The organism is Streptomyces glomeratus (assembly GCF_021462825.1).
GTDB lineage: Bacteria > Actinomycetota > Actinomycetes > Streptomycetales > Streptomycetaceae > Streptomyces > Streptomyces glomeratus.
Genome location: NZ_JAKEEB010000047.1, coordinates 17,701 through 37,713, shown reverse-complemented (window position 1 = coordinate 37,713; position 20,013 = coordinate 17,701). Strand labels below are relative to the sequence as shown.

At 71.5% G+C, this 20,013-nt stretch carries 17 protein-coding genes; 1 reads left to right on the top strand and 16 read right to left on the bottom strand.

Annotated elements, in window-relative coordinates:
• Window positions 1-141: 141 nt before the first annotated feature.
• The 16 genes from der to pyrG all read right to left on the bottom strand — a co-directional run bounded on the left by der (window position 142) and on the right by pyrG (window position 17,735).
• Window positions 142-1,623, bottom strand: coding sequence for a ribosome biogenesis GTPase Der (gene der, locus LZ604_RS32410; RefSeq protein WP_234519585.1), 1,482 nt, complete (start codon window positions 1,621-1,623; stop codon window positions 142-144).
• Between the two features lie 61 nt (window positions 1,624-1,684).
• The gene (locus LZ604_RS32405; protein WP_234519584.1) at window positions 1,685-2,344 is read right to left on the bottom strand and encodes a lysophospholipid acyltransferase family protein; all 660 of its coding nucleotides are present in this window, start codon (window positions 2,342-2,344) and stop codon (window positions 1,685-1,687) included.
• Window positions 2,341-3,036 carry a (d)CMP kinase gene (gene cmk / locus LZ604_RS32400; RefSeq protein WP_234519583.1) on the bottom strand — a complete coding sequence of 232 codons (696 nt, stop codon included), beginning with the start codon at window positions 3,034-3,036 and terminating at the stop codon, window positions 2,341-2,343. Before cmk ends, LZ604_RS32405 begins: the two co-directional genes overlap by 4 nt.
• Before the next feature lie 120 nt (window positions 3,037-3,156).
• Window positions 3,157-4,251: a prephenate dehydrogenase gene (locus tag LZ604_RS32395; RefSeq protein ID WP_234519582.1), complete on the bottom strand. Its 1,095-nt coding sequence runs from the start codon at window positions 4,249-4,251 to the stop codon at window positions 3,157-3,159.
• Window positions 4,248-4,610: a chorismate mutase gene (gene aroH, locus LZ604_RS32390; protein WP_234519581.1), complete on the bottom strand. Its 363-nt coding sequence runs from the start codon at window positions 4,608-4,610 to the stop codon at window positions 4,248-4,250. The genes LZ604_RS32395 and aroH overlap by 4 nt, the downstream gene beginning before the upstream one ends.
• 95 nt (window positions 4,611-4,705) lie before the next feature.
• Window positions 4,706-5,728 (bottom strand): ADP-ribosylglycohydrolase family protein, encoded by a 1,023-nt coding sequence (locus tag LZ604_RS32385; RefSeq protein WP_234519580.1) that lies wholly within the window; start codon window positions 5,726-5,728, stop codon window positions 4,706-4,708.
• Window positions 5,725-6,444, bottom strand: coding sequence for an NUDIX hydrolase (locus LZ604_RS32380; protein ID WP_234519579.1), 720 nt, complete (start codon window positions 6,442-6,444; stop codon window positions 5,725-5,727). Before LZ604_RS32380 ends, LZ604_RS32385 begins: the two co-directional genes overlap by 4 nt.
• 118 nt (window positions 6,445-6,562) lie before the next feature.
• A complete protein-coding gene (locus LZ604_RS32375) occupies window positions 6,563-7,627 on the bottom strand; it encodes a pseudouridine synthase (RefSeq protein WP_234519577.1) in 1,065 nt (354 codons plus the stop codon).
• Window positions 7,627-8,298 (bottom strand): SMC-Scp complex subunit ScpB, encoded by a 672-nt coding sequence (gene scpB, locus LZ604_RS32370; protein WP_234519575.1) that lies wholly within the window; start codon window positions 8,296-8,298, stop codon window positions 7,627-7,629. The genes LZ604_RS32375 and scpB overlap by 1 nt, the downstream gene beginning before the upstream one ends.
• Window positions 8,295-9,266, bottom strand: coding sequence for a segregation and condensation protein A (locus LZ604_RS32365; RefSeq protein ID WP_308283701.1), 972 nt, complete (start codon window positions 9,264-9,266; stop codon window positions 8,295-8,297). The genes scpB and LZ604_RS32365 overlap by 4 nt, the downstream gene beginning before the upstream one ends.
• Window positions 9,267-9,694: 428 nt before the next feature.
• Window positions 9,695-10,270, bottom strand: coding sequence for a hypothetical protein (locus LZ604_RS32360; RefSeq protein WP_234519571.1), 576 nt, complete (start codon window positions 10,268-10,270; stop codon window positions 9,695-9,697).
• Window positions 10,255-11,388 carry a ParA family protein gene (locus tag LZ604_RS32355; RefSeq protein ID WP_234519569.1) on the bottom strand — a complete coding sequence of 378 codons (1,134 nt, stop codon included), beginning with the start codon at window positions 11,386-11,388 and terminating at the stop codon, window positions 10,255-10,257. Before LZ604_RS32355 ends, LZ604_RS32360 begins: the two co-directional genes overlap by 16 nt.
• 409 nt (window positions 11,389-11,797) lie before the next feature.
• Complete coding sequence (gene ald / locus LZ604_RS32350) at window positions 11,798-12,922, bottom strand: alanine dehydrogenase (RefSeq protein WP_234519566.1); 1,125 nt, start codon at window positions 12,920-12,922, stop codon at window positions 11,798-11,800.
• A 135-nt stretch (window positions 12,923-13,057) separates the two neighbouring features.
• A complete protein-coding gene (locus LZ604_RS32345) occupies window positions 13,058-15,127 on the bottom strand; it encodes a tetratricopeptide repeat protein (protein WP_234519565.1) in 2,070 nt (689 codons plus the stop codon).
• A gap of 228 nt (window positions 15,128-15,355) precedes the next feature.
• Window positions 15,356-15,982, bottom strand: coding sequence for an NUDIX domain-containing protein (locus LZ604_RS32340; protein ID WP_234519563.1), 627 nt, complete (start codon window positions 15,980-15,982; stop codon window positions 15,356-15,358).
• 85 nt (window positions 15,983-16,067) lie between these two features.
• Window positions 16,068-17,735, bottom strand: a complete 1,668-nt coding sequence (gene pyrG, locus LZ604_RS32335) for a CTP synthase (protein ID WP_234519590.1) — start codon at window positions 17,733-17,735, stop codon at window positions 16,068-16,070.
• Between the two features lie 468 nt (window positions 17,736-18,203).
• Here pyrG and LZ604_RS32330 point away from each other — a divergent pair, with 468 nt between their 5' ends.
• Window positions 18,204-20,006: a glycoside hydrolase family 15 protein gene (locus tag LZ604_RS32330; protein ID WP_234519561.1), complete on the top strand. Its 1,803-nt coding sequence runs from the start codon at window positions 18,204-18,206 to the stop codon at window positions 20,004-20,006.
• The last annotated feature ends 7 nt before the right edge of the window (window positions 20,007-20,013 follow it).

The following is a 20,013-nucleotide window of genomic DNA, read 5'->3' as shown; positions in this document are numbered from 1 at the left end:
CGGCCGGTGGTGGGGGCGGGGGGGGGCGCCCCCCCGGGGGGGGGGGGGGCGCGGGGCGCGGGGGGGGGGGGGGGGGGGGGGGGGGGGGGGGGGGGGCCCGGGGGGGGCCCCCCCCCCCCCCACGTCGCTAGGTCCTTTACATCACTTCTTCTTGCCGCGCTTCTCCCGGACCCGCACGGAGATGTGGATCGGCGCTCCCTCGAAGCCGAACTCCTCGCGCAGCCGACGCTCGATGAACCGGCGGTAGCCCGCCTCGATGAAGCCGGAGGCGAAGAGCACGAACCGCGGGGGCTTGGTGCCCGCCTGGGTGCCGAAGAGGATGCGCGGCTGCTTGCCGCCTCGGACCGGGTGCGGATGCGCGGAGACCAGCTCACCGAGGAAGGCGTTGAGACGGCCCGTCGGGACGCGGGTCTCCCAGCCCGCCAGGGCGGTCTCGATCGCCGGGACCAGCTTCTCCATATGGCGGCCGGTGCGCGCCGAGACGTTCACCCGCGGCGCCCAGGCGACCTGGCCCAGCTCGGTCTCGATCTCCCGCTCCAGGTAGTAGCGGCGCTCCTCGTCGAGGGTGTCCCACTTGTTGTAGGCGAGGACGAGCGCACGGCCCGCCTCCACCGCCATGGTGACGATGCGCTGGTCCTGGACCGAGATGCTCTCGGAGCCGTCGATCAGCACGACGGCGACCTCGGCCTTCTCGACCGCGGCCGCGGTGCGCAGCGAGGCGTAGTAGTCCGCGCCCTGCTGGAGGTGGACCCGCTTGCGGATACCGGCCGTGTCGACGAACTTCCAGGTCTTGCCGCCGAGTTCGATCAGCTCGTCGACCGGGTCGCGGGTGGTGCCCGCCAGTTCGTTGACGACGACGCGCTCCTCGCCCGCCACCTTGTTCAGCAGCGAGGACTTGCCGACGTTGGGACGGCCGATCAGGGCGATACGGCGCGGCCCGCCGATCCCGCCGTTCCCGAAGGTCTGGGCGGGCGCCTCGGGCAGGGCCTCGAGGACGGAGTCCAGCATGTCGCCGGTGCCTCGGCCATGGAGGGCGGAGACGGGATGGGGCTCGCCGAGTCCGAGGTTCCACAGGTATGCCGCGTCGGCCTCGCCGCTCGGGCCGTCGACCTTGTTGGCACAGAGCACCACGGGCTTGCCGGCCTTGCGCAGCAGGCGTACGACCGCCTCGTCGGTGTCGGTGGCGCCGACCTTGGCGTCGACGACGAAGACGACCGCGTCGGCCGCCTCGATCGCGTACTCCGCCTGGGCGGCCACGGAGGCGTCGATGCCGAGGACGTCCTGTTCCCAGCCGCCGGTGTCGACGACCTTGAAACGGCGGCCCGCCCACTCGGCCTCGTAGGTCACACGGTCGCGCGTCACGCCGGGCTTGTCCTCGACGACCGCCTCGCGGCGGCCGATGATGCGGTTCACCAGGGTCGACTTGCCGACATTGGGGCGGCCGACGACGGCGAGCACGGGCAGCGGGCCGTGTCCGGCCTCCTCGATGGCGCCCTCGACGTCCTCGAGGTCGAAGCCCTCTTCCGCGGCGAGCTCCATGAACTCCGCGTACTCGGCGTCGCCGAGCGCCCCGTGGTCGTACTCGTGCCCTGCCGAGCCCTCGGGCTGGATGTCGTCGTTCATGAAGTCCGTACCTCGTTCATCGTGGTGATCGGTGGACACCGTGCCTACGGTGATCCACTACTCAAGTGTCGCTCTCGCGCCCGGTCAGGCGCCTGGCGTTTTCCAGGTGCTCGGTGAGCCGCCCCTGGATGCGCACGGTCGCCTCGTCGAGCGCCTTGCGCGTGCGCCGCCCGTTCTCGTCCCCCGCCTTGAACGGGTCGCCGAAGACGACGTCTATCCGGCTGCGCAGAGGAGGCAGCCCTTTGATCAACCGTCCGCGCCGCTCCGCGCTTCCCAGCACGGCGACCGGCACGATCGGCGCCCCGCTGCGGACCGCGAAGTAGGCGAGTCCGGCACGCAGCGAGGCGAAGTCGCCCTCGCCACGGGTGCCCTCCGGGAAGATCCCGAGAACGCCTCCGTTCTCGAGCACGCCGAGCGCCTGGGTGACGGCCGTGCGGTCGGCGCTGGTGCGGTCCACCTTCAGCTGGCCGATCCCGGTCAGGAACGGGTTCAGCGGCCCGACGAACGCCTCCTTCTTGATCAGGAAGTGCGTCGGCCGGGGCGCCACGCCCATGACCATCGGACCGTCGATGTTGTGGGAGTGGTTGACCGCGAAGATCGCCGGTCCGGTCGCGGGAACCTTCCAGGCGCCGAGAACCCGCGGCTTCCAGAGCCCGTGCATCAGGGAGACGCCGATGCGCCGCCCCACTTCGGCGCCCCGCTCGGACGGAGCCTGGGTCACTTCGCCGCCCGCTTCTCCTCGACGAGGGTGACGACGCACTCGATGACCTGCTGGAGGGTGAGGTCGGTGGTGTCCACCTCGACGGCGTCGCCCGCCTTCGCGAGCGGGGAGGTCTTGCGGCTGGAGTCGGCGGTGTCCCGCTTGATCAGGGCCTCACGGGTGGCGTGCAGGTCCGCGCCCTTCAGCTCTCCGCTGCGGCGGGCGGCACGCGCCTCCGGGGAGGCGGTGAGGAAGATCTTCAGGTCGGCGTCCGGAAGCACGGTGGTGCCGATGTCGCGGCCCTCGACGACGATGCCGTTCTGCGCGGACGCGGCGAGCGAGCGCTGCAGCTCGGTGATCCGGGCCCGGATCTCCGGCACCGCGCTGACCGCGCTGACCTTGGAGGTGACCTCCTGGGTGCGGATCGGGCCGGAGACATCGGTGCCGTCGACGGTGATGGTGGGCGCCGACGGGTCGGTGCCGGAGACGATCTCCGGCTTGCCCGCCACGGCCGCGACGGCGGTGGGGTCCGTTATGTCGATGCCGTTGGTGACCATCCACCACGTGATCGCCCGGTACTGGGCGCCGGTGTCCAGGTAGCTCAGCCCGAGCTGCGCGGCCACGGCCTTGGAGGTGCTGGACTTGCCCGTGCCGGAGGGGCCGTCGATGGCGACAATCACTGCCGGGGCGGTCCGGGCGGCGCCGTTTTCCACGGTGGGGACACCTTCCTGGTGCGGGGTGGTGGTGTGGGCGGGACGCGAGGGCGCCCCGCACAAGGTTACTGGCTCGCCGGACCCGGTATGACTGGCGGACGCCGGGGGCTGCCCGCCGCGCTACTGGCGGATCGTCCAGCCCCGCTCGCGCAGTGCCGCGCTCAGCGCCGGGGCCGCTTTCTGCTCCACCATCAGCTGGACCAGGCCCGCCTGCTGTCCGGTCGCGTGTTCGATGCGGACGTCCTCGATGTTGATGCCCGCCATGCCCGCGTCCGCGAAGATACGGGCCAGCTGGCCGGGCTGGTCGGAGATGAGGACGGCGACGGTCTCGTATGCCCGCGGGGCGCTGCCGTGCTTGCCGGGCACCCGGGAGCGGCCCACGTTGCCGCGACGCAGCACGTCCTCGATGCCGTGGGCGCCCTCGCGCCGTTTGGCCTCGTCCGACGCCTGGAGGGAGCGCAGGGCGCGCACGGTCTCGTCGAGGTCCGCGGCCACCTCCGAGAGCAGGTCGGCGACCGGGCCCGGGTTCGCGGACAGGATGTCGATCCACATCCTCGGGTCGGAGGCGGCGATCCGGGTCACGTCCCGGATGCCCTGTCCGCACAGCCGTACGGCCGCCTCCTCCGCGTGCTCCAGGCGCGCGGCCACCATGCTGGAGACCAGGTGCGGCATGTGCGAGACCAGCGCGACGGCCCGGTCGTGGGCGTCGGCGTCCATGACGACCGGCACGGCACGGCAGTGCGAGACCAGCTCCAGGGCCAGGTTGAGCACCTCGGTGTCGGTGTCCCGGGTGGGCGTGAGCACCCAGGGCCGGCCCTCGAAGAGGTCGCCGCTGGCCGCCAGCGGGCCGGACTTCTCACGGCCCGACATGGGGTGGGTGCCGATGTAGCGCGCCAGGAGGGCCGGGTCGGTGCCCAGCGCCTCGAGCTCGCGGCGCGGACCGCCCTTGACGCTGGCCACGTCGATGTAGCCGCGCCCCAGTCCGCGCCGCATGGCATCGGCGAGCGCGCCGGCCACGTGCGCGGGAGGGGCGGCGACGACCACCAGGTCGACGGGTCCCTCGGGCGCCTCGTCGGTGCCGGCGCCGAGCGCGGCGGCCGTCCGGGCCTGCTCCGGGTCGTGGTCGGCGAGGTGCACGGTGACCCCGCGCGCGGCGAGCGCCAGCGCCGCCGATGTGCCGATCAGGCCCGTACCGATGACGAGTGCGGTTCTCACTGGGCGATGTCCTTGCGGAGGGCGGCCGCGGCGCCGAGGTAGACATGCGCGATGTCGGCGCGGGACCGGTCGGACTCGATGTGGGCGAGGATGCGGACGACCCGGGGCATGGCCCCCTCCACGTCCAGTTCCTGGGCGCAGATCAGAGGTACGTCGACGATGCCGAGCTTGCGGGCGGCGGCGGCCGGGAAGTCGCTGTGCAGGTCGGGCGTGGCCGTGAACCAGATGCTGATCAGGTCGTCGGTGGTGAGGCCGTTGCGTTCCAGGATGGCGGTGAGCAGGGCCCCGACCCGCTCGTCCATGTGCCCGGCCTCGTCCCGTTCGAGTTGGACGGCGCCCCGGACCGCTCGTACCGGCACGGTGATGCTCCTTGCTGATGTACGCAGATGTCTGGTCACCAGCGTAGTCAGCCCACGACGCCGAGATGCGCACCGCCCGCTGGGCGAGACGCCGCTCATACGTCCCAGAGCGCCCCGAGCGTCCGCAGCTCGCCCCCGTACTCGATGCGGTCCGCCCACGGTCGCGGCCAGGCGTCGGCGCCGAGGTGGGCGCCCGCGAAGGCGCCCGTCAGGCAGGCGATCGAGTCGGAGTCGCCGGCGGTGCAGGCGGCGCGGCGCAGGGCGGTGACGGGCTCGTCGGGGAAGAGCAGGAAGCACAGCAGACCGGTGGCCAGGGCCTCCTCCGCGATCCACCCTTCGCCGGTCGCCAGGCAGGGATCGTCCTCGGGCGACACGGTCCGCACGGCGGCCTGGAGGCGGTCGAGGACGGCCAGGCACTCGTCCCAGCCGCGCGCGATGAAGTGCCGGGGGGTCGGGTCCTGGGCGCGGGTCCACAGGTCGCCGAGCCACGGCTCGTGGTAGCGGCTGCGGTTCTCCTGCGCGTAGGACCGCAGCAGTCCCACCAGGCCCGCCGGCTCGGTGCCCTGCACAAGCAGGCGTATCGCACGGGCGGTCAGGTCCGAGGCGGCGAGCGCCGTGGGGTGGCCGTGCGTGAGCGCGGCCTGCAACTGGGCGGCCCCGGCCCGCTGGTCGTCGCTGAGCCCCGGTACGAGCCCGACGGGCGCCACCCGCATATTGGCCCCGCAGCCCTTGGAGTCGATCTGGGCCGCCTGCTGCCAGGGCCGGCCCTCGTCCTCGAGCAGATTGCAGGCGACCAGGCAGGTCCGGCCAGGCGCGCGGTTGTTCTCCGGGGACCGGTACCAGTCGACGAACTCCTCACGCACCGGGCGCTCCATCCGCCTCGGCGCCAGTACGCCGCGGTCCATGGCCGTGCGCAGCCCGCGCCCGAGCGCCAGGGTCATCTGGGTGTCGTCGGTGACGATCGCCGGCCTCGGCAGGTCCATCTCCCGCCACGGCCCGCACTTGGCGAGGATCGACGGCACGTCGTCGAACTCGGTCGGGAAGCCGAGCGCGTCGCCGAGGGCGAGCCCGAGCAGGGATCCGGTGGCGGCACTCCTGGTGGGGGCGGTGGTGGTCATGAGGGCCGTCCTTCCGTGGCGGGGCGGAGCAGGGGTGGGTGCAGGGCGGTGGCCCCGCCCGCGCGGTAGAGGGCGGCGGGCTTGCCACGGCCGCCGGTCAGCCGGGCGGCGCCCGTGACCGGTTCGACGAAGCCGGGTGTCGCGAGGACCTTGCGCCGGAAGTTGGGGCGGTCGAGTGCGGTGCCCCACACGGTCTCGTAGACCTGCCGGAGCTCGCCCAGCGTGAACTCGGGCGGGCAGAAGGCCGTGGCGAGACAGGTGTACTCGAGCTTGGCGCCGACGCGTTCGTGGGCGTCCGCGAGGATCCGGTCGTGGTCGAACGCGAGCGGCCGGGGGCCCGGGTACGGCAGCCAGCGGGCCTGGGCCGCGTCGCCTCCGCCGTGCGGCTCGGGAGGGTCGGGCAGCAGGGCGGCGAAGGCGACGGAGACGACTCGCATCCGGGGATCGCGGCCGGGGTCGCTGTAGGTCCTCAGCTGCTCCAGATGGAGCCCGGAGACATCCGCCAGGCCGGTCTCCTCGGCGAGTTCCCGCCGGGCCGCGTCCTCCGCGGACTCCTGCGGCCGCACGAAGCCGCCGGGGAGCGCCCAGCGGCCCGCGTACGGCTCCTGCCCGCGCTCCACGAGCAGGGCGTGCAGGGCGCCCGCGCGCAGGGTCAGGACGGCGAGGTCGACGGTGACGGCGAAAGGTTCGAAGGCGTACTTGTCGTAGCCACGCACAGGACCCTCCCCCCTTAATAGTCGTAGTGACTATAAACAGGAAGGAGGTGCCGCACAAGAAGAACGGCCGGCTCCCGCGCAAGGGGAACCGGCCGCTCCGGTGAGGTGTGACCCGCTTCTAGAGGTCGACTTCCTGCATCAGCATGCCGACCTCGGTGTTCGACAGGCGACGCAGCCAGCCCGACTTCTGGTCGCCGAGGGTGATCGGACCGAAGGCGGTGCGCACCAGCTTGTCGACGGGGAAGCCCGCCTCGGCGAGCATGCGGCGCACGATGTGCTTACGGCCCTCGTGCAGGGTCACCTCGACGAGGTAGTTCTTGCCGGTCTGCTCGACCACCCGGAAGTGGTCCGCGCGCGCGTACCCGTCCTCGAGCTGGATGCCGTCCTTGAGCTTCTTGCCCAGGTCGCGCGGGATCGGGCCCACGATGTGCGCGAGGTAGGTCTTCTTCACGCCGTACTTGGGGTGGGTCAGCCGGTGCGCCAGCTCTCCGTGGTTGGTGAGCAGGATGACGCCCTCGGTCTCGGTGTCGAGCCGGCCGACGTGGAAGAGCCTGGTCTCGCGATTGGTGACGTAGTCCCCGAGGCACTGGCGTCCCTCCGGGTCCTCCATGGTGGAGACGACGCCGGCCGGCTTGTTCAGCGAGAAGAACTGGTACGACTGCGTCGCCACGGTCAGCCCGTCGACCCTGATCTCGTCCTTCTCGGGATCGACCCGCAGGCCCTGCTCGATGACGATCTCGCCGTTGACCTCGACCCTGGCCTGCTCGATCAGCTCCTCGCAGGCCCGCCGGGAGCCGTAGCCGGCGCGGGCGAGGACCTTCTGGAGCCGCTCGCCCTCCTGCTCGGCGCCGGGGAAGGTCTTGGGCAGCTTGAGGTCCTTCTTGCCCGCGTACCGCTCGCGGTTGCGTTCCTCCGCGCGTGCCTCGTACTCACGGGAGCGCGCGGGCGCCGTACGGCCGCCCGGCTGCTGGGACCGCCTGGGGCCGCCCTTGGCGCCGCCGCGCGCGCTCGAGCCGCGTCCGGACTTCGGGCCGTCCGGGGAGGCCCCGGGGCCCACGTCGTAGCGGCGCTCCTCCGGGCGGGGCTTGCGAGGACGGCCCTGACCCTGCCTGTCGTCCCTGTTGTTGCCGGCACCGCGGTGGTTGCCGCGCTCGCCGTTCCTGCCGCTGCCGCTGCTTCGCATCAAAATTCCGTCGTCGTGTTCGTCGTGTGGTCGTCGTCCGCGTCCGGAGCATCGGGAGCGTCCGGGTCGAACGACGGAACGCCCTCCTGGGTCTCGGCCTCGATCGCCTCCGCCTCCGGGAGGAAGGGCGCGAGCTCCGGAAGCTCGTCCAGGCCGCGCAGGCCCATCCGCTCCAGGAAGTAGTTCGTCGTCCTGTACAGGATCGCACCTGTTTCGGGTTCCGTGCCCGCCTCCTCGACCAGACCGCGCTGGAGGAGGGTGCGCATCACGCCGTCGCAGTTCACCCCGCGGACCGCGGAGACGCGGCTGCGGCTGACCGGCTGCCGGTAGGCGACCACCGCCAGCGTCTCCAGGGCGGCCTGGGTGAGCCGGGCCTGCTGTCCGTCGAGCACGAAGCGCTCCACGGCGGGCGCGTAGGCGGCCCGGGTGTAGAAGCGCCAGCCGCCCGCCACGAACCGCAGCTCGAAGCCGCGCCCCTGCACGGTGTACTCGTCGGCGAGTTCCCGCAGCGCGTCGGCGATCTGCCGCCGGGGCCGTTCCAGGATCTTCGCCAGGTGCTCCTCGGTGGCGGGCTCGTCCACGACCATGAGGACCGCCTCCAGGGCGGGCCTGAGGTCGAGATCGGCGACGGTGCCCGGCGCGGCCGGTGCCTCGGTGGTCTCCTCGCTCACGCCTTCTTCTCCTCCTTGGGCTCCTCGGGCGGCCGGTCGAACTCGTCCGTGACCACCGGTGTCTCGTCCCCGTCCCCGCCGGTCCAGCGCACCACCAGCTCACCGAGGGCGGCCTCCTGCTCCAGCGCCACGGCCTTCTCGCGGTACAGCTCCAGCAGCGCGAGGAAACGGGCGACGACCGTGAGGGTGTCGTCGGTGTCCTCCACCAGCACACGGAAGCTGGCCTCCCCCAGCTCCCGCAGGCGCGCCACGACGATCCCGGCCTGCTCCTGCACGCTGACGAGCGGGGCGTGGATGTGGTCGACGTACACCTGCGGCTTGGGCCTGGGCTGCATCGCCTTGACCGCGAGCCTGGCGAACCCCTCGGGCCCGATGCTGATGACGACTTCGGGCAGCAGTTCGGCGTGGTGGGGTTCGAGGCCGACGGTGCGCGGGTGGCGCCGGGCCTCCTCCTCGGTGCGCCGGTTGAAGATCTCCGCGATCTGTTTGTAGGCGCGGTACTGCAGGAGCCGTGCGAACAGCAGGTCCCGGGCCTCGAGCAGCGCGAGGTCCGCCTCGTCCTCGATCTCGGCGGCGGGCAGCAACCGTGCCGCCTTGAGATCGAGCAGGGTCGCGGCGACGACGAGGAACTCGGTCGTCTGGTCGAGGTCCCAGTCCGGCCCCATGGCCCGGATGTGCGCCATGAACTCGTCGGTCACCTTGGACAGCGCGACCTCGGTGACGTCGAGCTTGTGCCTGGAGATCAGCTGGAGGAGAAGGTCGAAGGGCCCTTCGAAGTTGACCAGCCGCACCTTGAAGACCCCGGTCCCGGGGGCCGGGCCGTCGGCGGCGGACCCGGGACCCGTCCCGGCCGTGTCGTCCGGGGACGCCTGCCCTGCGGCCTCCGGCGGCCCCGGGAGGGTCTCCGCCCCGGCGGCGGCTCCCCGGCCCGGGGCGGCGGCCACGGCGTCGGGAGAGGGTCCTGCCACGGGAGCGGGGAGCGCGGGGTCGCCGGACGGCGGGGCGGGGCGGACGAGACCCGTCTCGGGTCCCCCGGCAGGGGAGGCGGCGCCTTCCTCCGCGGAGGCGGTTCCCGGTCCGGTCGCCGCTTCGAGCGCGGCCTCGGGGGTGGGCTCGGTCGCCGCTTCGACCGCGGCCTCGGGGGTGGGCTCGGACGCCGCTTCGACCGCGGCCTCGGGGGTGGGCTCGGACTCGGTGCCGACGGCGGTCGGCGCGTTCTCGGCCGCGCCGGAGTGTCCGGACCGCGCCTCGGTCTGGTGCGCGGGGGGCCCGGGCTGCTCCGGCCGGGATGTGCCCGGTCCTCGGCCCAGTGCACGCCGACGGCCGCCGGAGCCGGAGGAGCCGGGAGCGGGAGCGGAGCCGTCGTACAAGGTCATAGCCGTCGCAGGCTACCTGCTTACCGCCCCCGCAGCCGACGTACGAGGATGCTCGCGTCCCCGCGCGACTCCAGATCGGCCAGCACCACGGCGACCGCCTCGCGCACGATCCGCCCGCGGTCCACCGCCAGCCCGTGCTCGCCCCGGAGCACGAGCCGCGCGTGCTCGAGGTCCATCAGCTCCTCGGCGGACACATACACGGTGATCTTCTCGTCGTGCCGTTCACGCCCGCTGGGCCGACGCCCGGCCGCGCGCCCCCGCTTGCGCGGCTGGGCCGAGGCGGCACCGGCAGAACCTTCCTGCGCGGGCTGCCGCCGCGCGGACCGGTCGGCGTTCGCCGATCGCGTACGCGATTCCCCGGTCTCCGCGTCCGCGACATCCGCCGCGACGTGCTCGTCGCCCTCTCCGTCGCCGCCCTGTACGGGCACCGACAGCGGAGCGTCCTCCGCCGCGGCCGTCGCGTCGCTGTCGCCCGCGGGAGCCGGCACCCTGGCCTCGCCGTTGGCCTGGCGCCTGGGGGTGGATGCCTGGAGCCCCATTCCCCCGGTGGTACGGAACAGCTCGTCGGCCCCCGGCAGACTCACTCGGCGTGACACCGGGCGAGCACCTCCCTGGCGAGCTGGCGGTAGGCGGCGGCACCGACGGAGTTGGAGGCGTAGGTGGTGATCGGCTCACCGGCGACCGTGGTCTCCGGGAAACGCACGGTCCGGCCGATCACCGTGTGGTACACGTGGTCGTCGAACGCCTCGACGACCCGGGCGAGGACCTCACGGCTGTGCACGGTCCGGGAGTCGTACATCGTGGCGAGGATGCCGTCGAGCTCCAGCTCGGGGTTGAGCCGCTCCTGGACCTTCTCGATGGTCTCGGTGAGCAGGGCGACACCGCGCAGCGCGAAGAACTCGCACTCGAGCGGCACGATCACCTTGTGCGCGGCGGTGAGCGCGTTGACGGTGAGCAGGCCGAGCGAGGGCTGACAGTCGATCACGATGTAGTCGTAGTCCGACATGAGGGGCTTCAGGGCCCGCTGGAGTGTCGACTCGCGCGCGACCTCCGAGACCAGCTGGACCTCGGCCGCCGACAGGTCGATGTTGCTCGGCAACAGGTCCATGTTGGGGACGGCGGTCTTCAGCAGGACCTCGTCCGCGGACATGCCCCGCTCCATGAGCAGGTTGTAGACGGTGAGGTCGAGCTCCATGGGGTTGACGCCGAGGCCCACGGACAGCGCGCCCTGCGGGTCGAAGTCGACGAGGAGCACCCGGCGCCCGTACTCCGCGAGCGCGGCACCCAGGTTGATGGTCGACGTCGTCTTGCCGACGCCGCCCTTCTGGTTGCACATCGCGATGATCGTCGCGGGACCGTGGTCGGTCAGCGGGCCCGGGATCGGGAAGTACGGCAGCGGACGGCCGGTCGGGCCGATGCGCTCGCGGCGCTGACGGGCGGCGTCGGGCGCGAGTGTGGCCGCGTACTCGGGGTCGGGCTCGTATTCGGCGTCGGGGTCGTAGAAGTGCCCGTCGGGCAGTTCGTCGTAGTCGGCGAAGTTGTTGTGGACCTCGCCGCTCGGGCCGCCGGCCATGGCGTTCACGTGTGGGCCATCCATGCTCTGGTGTGCTGTCTGAGCCAGGTGGGGGCTCTGGCTCTGGTGGGCTGCGAAGGTACGGACAGCGACGGAGCCGACAGCCTCGAGCCCCGTGGGGACCGTGCCCCGCGCAGGCATTCCTGGTTGACCACCCCCGGGAGTAAATGTCGACTCATTCACAAGTCGTCTTACCTCCTTGGTGACCAGGAAACTTCTAGATAGGTCAGCGTGGCACCATGCCGACGGTTGGCGACTCTATGGCGTGTCGGCGGTCCGCAGCAACACAATCCGCCGGACCCGGCCCGATGTGTCGGCAATGAAACATCCTGCTGTCAAGGGTGTCCGGGCACCGTTCGCCAGGTTTCACCGGTGTGCGAAACGGTCGAAGGGTTGCGTTCGAGGCGAGTTGAACGAGTGTCGCAAAGTGACCATACACACACCCGGCCGGACCTTGTCGGGCAAGGTCCGGCCGGCTGCGCGGTGTTGACGACGTGTATTGACCGATCGCCTCGGAGCGCCGGGAAATCGAACCCGGGCGGCTGCCCGACTAGTCGAGCAGGGACGCCAGCTCCACGTGCTCGAGGCCGTGCGCCTCGGCGACCTCCTTGTAAACCACCTTGCCGTCATGGGTGTTGAGGCCCTTGGCCAGCGCGGCGTCACGGCGCAGCGCCTCGACCCAGCCACGGTTGGCCAGCTCCACGATGTACGGGAGCGTGGCGTTGGTCAGCGCGTAGGTGGAGGTGTTGGGGACCGCTCCCGGCATGTTGGCGACGCAGTAGAAGACCGACTCGTGGACCCGGAAGGTCGGCTCGGCGTGCGTGGTCGGACGGGAGTCCTCGAAGCAGCCGCCCTGGTCGATCGCAATGTCGACAAGGACACTTCCGGCCTTCATCCGGGACACCAGCTCGTTGGTGACCAGCTTCGGGGCCTTGGCGCCCGGGATGAGGACGGCACCGATGACGAGGTCGGCGTCGAGGCAGGCCTTCTCGAGCTCGAAGGCGTTGGAGACGACGGTCTGGATCTTCGTGCCGAAGATCTTGTCCGCCTCCTTGAGCTTGTTGATGTCCTTGTCGAGCAGCGTCACGTGGAAGCCCAGGCCGATGGCGATCTGCGCGGCGTTCCAGCCGGAGACGCCACCGCCGATGATGACGGCCTTGCCGGCCGGCACGCCCGGCACACCGCCGGGCAGGACACCGCGGCCACCGGCCGCGCGCATCAGGTGGTAGGCGCCGACCTGCGGGGCCAGCCGGCCCGCGACCTCGGACATGGGGGCGAGCAGCGGCAGGGCGCGGTTGGGCAGCTCGACCGTCTCGTAGGCGATGGCCGTGGTGCCGGACTCCAGCAGGGCGTCCGTGCACTCCTTGGAGGCCGCCAGGTGCAGGTAGGTGAAGAGGATCTGGTCCTTGCGGAGGCGGTGGTACTCCTCCGCGATGGGCTCCTTGACCTTGAGCAGCAGGTCGGCGGTGGCCCAGACCTCGTCGGCGGTGTCCAGGATCCGCGCGCCGGCGGCGATGTACTCGTCGTCCGGGATCGAGGAGCCGACACCGGCGTTGCGCTCGACGACGACCTGGTGACCGTTGCGCACCAGCTCGTGCACGCCGGCGGGGGTGATGGCCACCCGGAACTCGTTGTTCTTGACCTCGCGGGGGATGCCGACCTTCACGTCGATCACGGTCCTTGGCTCAGAGATTGTGGGGCATTGCAAGACATAACCGGACGCGCAGGGGCACACCCGGAGACACCGCAGGAGAATGTGCGGCAGAGCCAGTTTAATGAAGGCGTTCCCGCTGTCTAGCCTTTCATTGCATCAATCTTCACTGGATGTACCGCGGATTTCGTAGGCGTTAGCGTCCTGTCTCGGTGCGGACTGGTTCTCCTGGCGCCCCTCACCCAGCATGCGCTCCGCCACCCCGCGGTGCAGGCGCGCGGCCGCCGGGTCGCCGAGGCGCTCCAGGGTGTCGGCCAGCCTGATGCGCAGGGCCGCCTGCAATCGCGCGTCCTCGGCGCGCCGCGCCCACTCGACCGCCTCGTGGCAGGTGTGCAGCGACTCCTCGGGCCGTCCCGCGTACTCCTGGACACGGGCCAGCTCGCTCAACGCCCGCGCGTGGGCTGCCACATCGCCGTTTCGGCGATGTGCCGCGATCGCCGCCCGCCAGTTGCGCTGCGCCTCGCCGTAGCGGCCCGCATAGGTGTGCACCGTGGCGATACGGCCATAGAGCCGGGCGGCGTCCGCGCGCTCGTCTCGGGCCAGCCGCAGGGCGAGCGCCCGGCCGTACCAGTCGGCGGCCCGGTCGTAGTCCCCCAGCTCCTGGTGGGCGCCGCCTACGGATTCCGTCGCGCGGCCCGTCGCATACGGGTCGTTCGCCGCCCGCGCGGCGTCCAGCGCCGTCCGGTAGCGGGCCAGCGCCTGTGCCGTACGGCCGGTCTGAGCGTCCAGGTCGGCGAGGTTCAGCAGGGCCGCCGCCTGCTCGCGGGGCAGCTCACGGCGCTCGGCGATATCGAGAACGAGCCGGTGGATGCCGTACAGCTCGGGCGCGGCCGCCTGGGTGCCGAAGTGGGCGACCATGGCCCTGACCAGCGCGGCCATCAGGCGCCGGGCGAGCGTGTCCAGCTCGCCGTCGGCGACCGCGAGCCGGGCGCAGGCCAGCAGGGCGGGCTGCCGGCTGCGCAGCCACTCCTCGGCCGCCCGGGGGCTCGGGAAGCGCAGGGCCCGGGGCAGCGCGGCGAGCTTCTCACGGGCCTGCGGACTGTCGGTCTCGGTGGTCGCACGGCAGGACTGGAGCAGCCGTACGGTCCTCTCCAGCATCCGGGCGCGGGCCAGCTGCAGCTCGGCCGGGCGGTCCTGGTTCTCGGCGAGCGTGCGCAGCAGTGGTTGCAGACAGCCGGGGACCTCGTACTGCGGCCCGGGCGAGCCCGCGCCGCGCAGAAAGCCGAGGGCGGTGGCGTCGTCGAGGGCGGCGCGGGCGGTCTCCAGCGAGCAGCCGGCCAGCGCGGAGGCGGTGTGCGGGTCGACGAGACCGGCTGGGGCCAGGGAGAGCAGTCGCAGCATCCGCTGGGCGGCGCCGGGCAGTGCCGCGTACGACAGCCGGAAGACGCGGGCCAGCGGGGTTCCCTCCCCGCCCGCGGTGCGCAGCTGCTTGGCGAGGTCGGCGACGGCGGCCTGGGGGTGGGCGGCGAGCCAGCCGCCGGCGAGGACGAGTGCGGCGGGCTGGCCCGCGCACTCCTCGACGAGGCGCTCGGCGGCGCTCGGGTCGACGGTGATCCGCACCGATCCGGTGTACCGGTTGAGCAGTTCCAGGGCCGCCTTGGTGTCCAGCCCGCCGAGGGTGCACGGACGCACGTCGGCGATCCCGGTCAGCGGGCCTCCGGAGACGGCGACGACCAGGCACTGAGGGGTGTCCGGCAGCAGCGCGTCGACCTGGTCCGCGGCCACCGCGTCGTCCAGCAGAAGCAGTACCCGGCGGTCCGCGAGGGCTTCGCGCACCGTCTGGCCCAGTTCGTCCTCGTCGGCCCCGGCCGGGGTCGGCACGCCGAGGGCGGTCAGCAGCTCCCGGGCGGTGCGCTCGGTCGGTACGGGGGTGCCGTCGGGTTCGCTGAGGCGGGCGCGCAGCACGCCGTCCCGGTAACGGTGCGCAACCTGGCGGGCCAACTGCTCGGCCAGCGCCGTGCGCCCGTAACCGGGCCGTCCCGCGATGAGCAGCACCCGGGCCCGTGGCGCCTTGCGGCCGGAGATCGTGTCGAGGCCGGCGCGCTCCATGTCGACGAGGAGTTCCTTCAACTCCCTTGCCCGACCGAGGAACTGAGCTTCCGTGGTGGCGGGACGCCCAGCGTCCTGCGACAACTCGTTGCCGCCAGTCGCCACCGCCTGATCCGTCACGGGCCACGCTCCCGTCCCACTGCGCACACCGGCCCGCCGGGTCCTGGGGCGGGTCGTCCCTCAGAGCCTAGTTCACGCTCTGCGACGGGCCCGGCGGAGCATGGCGGACACATCCCCCGATCGGATCAGGCGATGGTACGACCGCCGAGGCGCAAGCGAACAGCCCGCCCGTGAACCGATGCGGCCGGGGCGGGAGCCTCGTGGGTCAGGTCGTGGGCCGGGTGGGGATCATGCCTCGAAGGGCCGGGCCGGCCACGGTGCCTCGGCCGGGCGCAGGGTGTCCAGACCCCCGGTGCTGCGCGCGGCGAGCAGGGAGAGGACGCCGACGACCAGGCAGGTGTTGTGGAGGTCGCCGGCCAGCACACCGCGGACGAGGTCGTCCAGCGGGACCCGGGCGAGCTCCATGTCGGCCTCCTCGTCCTCGACCTCGAAGCGCTGGCCGTCGGCCGCGGACAGATCGCGGGCCAGGAAGATGCGCACGGCCTCGTCGGAGCCGCCCGGCGTGGTGTAGACGTCGGTCAGCACACGCCAGTCCTCGGCCTTGACGTGCGCCTCCTCGTACAGCTCCCGCTGGGCGGCGTGCAGCGGGTTCTCCCCCTGGATGTCCAGCAGGCCGGCCGGGACCTCCCAGAGCCGCTGGCGCACGGGGTGGCGGTACTGGCGGATGACGAGCACCCGGTCCTGGTCGTCCAGGGCGACGACGGCCACCGAACCCGGGTGGACCTGGTAGTCACGGCGGACGACCGCTCCGTTCGGCATGACCACGTCCTCGGCGCGGACGGAGGTCTTCTTGCCGGCGAACGGGGTCTCACTCGCCCGGATCTCCCACTCCTCGGCGGTGTCCTTGATCGTCATGTCGCCCTGTTCCTCCCACACCTTGCACGAAACCGGGGTACACCTCCCGCAGGACGCGTACCCCGGCCACCGTACAGCTCTTGTGCTACTTGCCGTTCTTCCGCTCCACGGCCGCCTTCACCAGCCCGGCGAAGAGCGGGTGGGGCCGGGTCGGGCGGGAGCGCAGCTCCGGGTGCGCCTGCGTCGCCACCAGGTAAGGGTGCACATCGCGCGGGTACTCGACGTACTCCACGAGCTTGCCGTCCGGCGAAGTGCCGGAGAACACGATGCCCGCCTTCTTCTCCAGTTCGGCCCGGTAGGCGTTGTTGACCTCGTAGCGGTGGCGGTGGCGCTCCTCGACGTACTCCTTGCCGTCGTACACCTCGCGCACGATCGAACCCTCGGCCAGCTTGGCCGGGTACATCCCGAGGCGCATCGTGCCGCCCATGTCGCCCTCGCCGGCCACGATGTCGAGCTGCTCGGCCATGGTGGAGATGACCGGGTGGGCGGTGGCCGCGTCGAACTCGGTGGAGTTCGCGTCGGGGATGTCGGCGAGGCTGCGCGCGGCCTCGATCACGATGCACTGCAGGCCGAGGCAGAGGCCGAGCAGGGGGATCTTGTTCTCGCGGGCGTAGCGGATGGCGCCGACCTTGCCCAGCACACCACGGTCGCCGAAGCCGCCGGGGATGCAGATGCCGTCCACATCGGAGAGCTGCGCCTTGGCGCCGGCCGGGGTCTTGCAGTCGTCGGAGGTGACCCACTTGATCTTCACGCGCGCCTTGTTGGCGAAGCCGCCGGCGCGCAGCGCCTCGATGACCGACAGATAGGCGTCGGGCAGGTCGATGTACTTGCCGACCAGGGCGAGGGTGACCTCGTCCCTGGGGTTGTGGACCCGGTCGAGCAGGTCGTCCCAGGTCGTCCAGTCCACGTCACGGAAGGGCAGGTCCAGCTTGCGGACGACATAGGCGTCCAGGCCCTCGGTGTGCACGACCTTCGGGATGTCGTAGATCGAGCGGGCGTCGGGACAGGCCACGACGGCTGCCTCGTCGACGTCGCACATCAGCGAGATCTTGCGCTTGATCGCCGTGGGGACCTCGCGGTCGCAGCGCAGCACGATCGCGTCCGGCTGGATACCGATGTTGCGCAGGGCGGCGACCGAGTGCTGGGTCGGCTTGGTCTTCAGTTCGCCGGAGGGGCCGATGTAGGGCAGCAGCGAGATGTGCACCACGAACACGTTGTCGCGGCCGACCTCGTGGCGGACCTGGCGCACGGTCTCCAGGAACGGCAGCGACTCGATGTCGCCGACGGTGCCGCCGACCTCGGTGATCACGACGTCCACCTCGTCGGTGGCCATCCGTCGGATGCGATGCTTGATTTCATTGGTGATGTGCGGGATGACCTGCACGGTGTCACCCAGGTACTCGCCGCGCCGCTCCTTGGCGATGACCGTCGAGTACACCTGGCCCGTGGTGACATTGGCAGAGCCGTCCAGGTCGCGGTCGAGGAACCGCTCGTAGTGACCGATGTCCAGGTCGGTCTCGGCACCGTCGTTGGTGACGAACACCTCACCGTGCTGGAAGGGGTTCATCGTGCCCGGGTCGACGTTCAGGTACGGGTCGAGCTTCTGCATCACGACGCGAAGGCCCCGGGCCTTGAGCAGCATGCCCAGGCTGGAGGCCGTCAGACCCTTGCCGAGCGAAGAGGCGACACCCCCGGTGACGAAGATGTGCTTGGTCGTCGTGGCTTTGCTGTTTCGAAAAGCAGCGGGCGGCATGGCCAAGAGGGGGCTCCCGTGGTCGCGTACTGGGGTGCGGTACGGCTCGCCTCCGAAAAATGTCCGGCGGTGCCGTCGCTGCGGTTCGGGGGTTACGTGCCCACCGGTCCACGGGCTACCAGCGTATCAGCGCCCGGACGGGGCTGCTTCCGGCCACGCTCCGCGCATATGTCGCCACGGACCCGTCACCGTCGCTCCCGCCTCACTCGTTCGGAGCCGTACCGTTGGCCCGACGGGCACGCGGACCAACCACGTGCGTCGTATCCTGCTCGGACACTCGCTGCCGAGCACTCCCGGCAAACGGCACCACCCCCGCCCGTCACCGGAACAACAACAGCTCGTCAGTTCGTTGAACATCGACCGCTTCGATTTCGAATGAGTCGGTGAACAACGCCTTTCTCACCGACCCCATGACCGCAAGAGCGACCGCCCCACCCGGGGCGACGTGGCCGTTCGACTGGAGTTGCATTGGCCGGGCGCATCGAAGACTACGCACTCATTGGAGACATGCAGACCGCGGCGCTGGTCTGCCGGGACGGCACCGTGGATTGGCTGTGCCTGCCCCGTTTCGACTCCCATGCCGTCTTCGCAGCACTGCTCGGCACGGAGGAGCACGGCTTCTGGCGGCTGGGGCCGGCCCATGCGGCGGACATGAAGCCGCCGGCGGCGACCCGGCGCACCTACCGCGGCGAGTCCCTGATCCTGGAGTCCGAGTGGGACACCCCGCGCGGCACGGTCCGGGTGACCGATTTCATGCCGCCGCGTGACGGCGCTCCGCAGCTGATCCGGATCGTGGAGGGCGTCACGGGCCGGGTGCCCATGCGCTCGGCGCTGCGGATGCGGTTCTCCTACGGGCGCATCGTGCCCTGGGTGCACAAGCACGAGGGGCGCACGGTGGCCGTCGCCGGTCCCGACTCCGTGTGGTTCGACACCCCTGCCGAGACCTATGGCAAGGCGCTGACGACGTACGCGGACTTCACGGTCGCACCGGGTGACCGGATCGCGTTCACGATCTCGTGGCAGCCCTCGCACAAGGAGCCGCCGCCGCTGCCGGAGCCCGAGCAGGCGCTGGAGGCGACCGAGGACTTCTGGCGCGAGTGGGTGGAGCACTGCACGTATCACGGCCCCTACCGCGAGGCGGTGGTCCGCTCCCTGATCACCCTCAAGGCCCTCACCTACGCGCCGACGGGCGGCATCGTGGCCGCGCCCACGACCTCACTGCCCGAGGAGATCGGTGGCGTACGCAACTGGGACTACCGCTACACCTGGCTGCGCGATGCGGCGATCACCCTGTCCTCGCTGCTGCGCACCGGCTACCGCGAGGAGGCGCGGGCCTGGCGTGAATGGCTGCTGCGCGCCGTGGCGGGCGACCCCGAGAACCTGCAGATCATGTACGGCATCGCGGGCGAACGGGAACTGGGCGAGGCCGAGTTGGACTGGCTGCCCGGCTACGAGAACTCCGCGCCGGTGCGCGTCGGCAACGGCGCCGCGCACCAGCTCCAGCTGGACGTGTACGGAGAGGTCACCGAGGCCCTGCACCTGGCCCATATGACCGGCCTCGCCCGCAACGACTACGCCTCCCTGCTCCAGCTCAAGCTCATCCGCTACCTGGAGCAGCACTGGGACGAGCCGGACGAGGGCATCTGGGAGGTGCGCGGCCCCCGCCGCCACTTCGTGCACTCCAAGGTCATGGCCTGGGTGGCGGTGGACCGCACGATCAAGCTGCTCGAGTCCGGGGACGCGGACGGACCGCTGGAGAAGTGGCGCGAGCTGCGCGACGACATCCACCGGGACGTGTGCGAGAAGGGCTACGACAAGGAGCGCAACACCTTCACGCAGTCCTACGGCTCCAAGGAGCTGGACGCCTCCCTGCTGCTGATTCCGCAGATGGGCTTCCTGCCGCCGGACGACAAGCGTGTGATCGGCACGATCGAGGCGATCCAGCGCGAGCTGTCCACGCCCGACGGCTTCATCCTGCGCTACCCGACCGCGGGCGAGGAGGAAGGCGTGGACGGGCTGCCGGGTGACGAGGGCGCGTTCCTCGCCTGCTCGTTCTGGATGGCGGACGACCTGGCGATGATCGGCCGCGTGGACGAGGCCCGCAAGCTCTTCGAGAAGCTGCTCGCCCTGCGCAACGACCTGGGCCTGCTCGCCGAGGAGTGGGACCCGCGTCTGCAGCGCCAGGTCGGGAACTACCCGCAGGCCTTCAGCCATGTGCCGCTGATCGACACGGCGCTGCGGCTGACGGCGTCCGGCGCGTACGGCGGCTGAGGCCCCG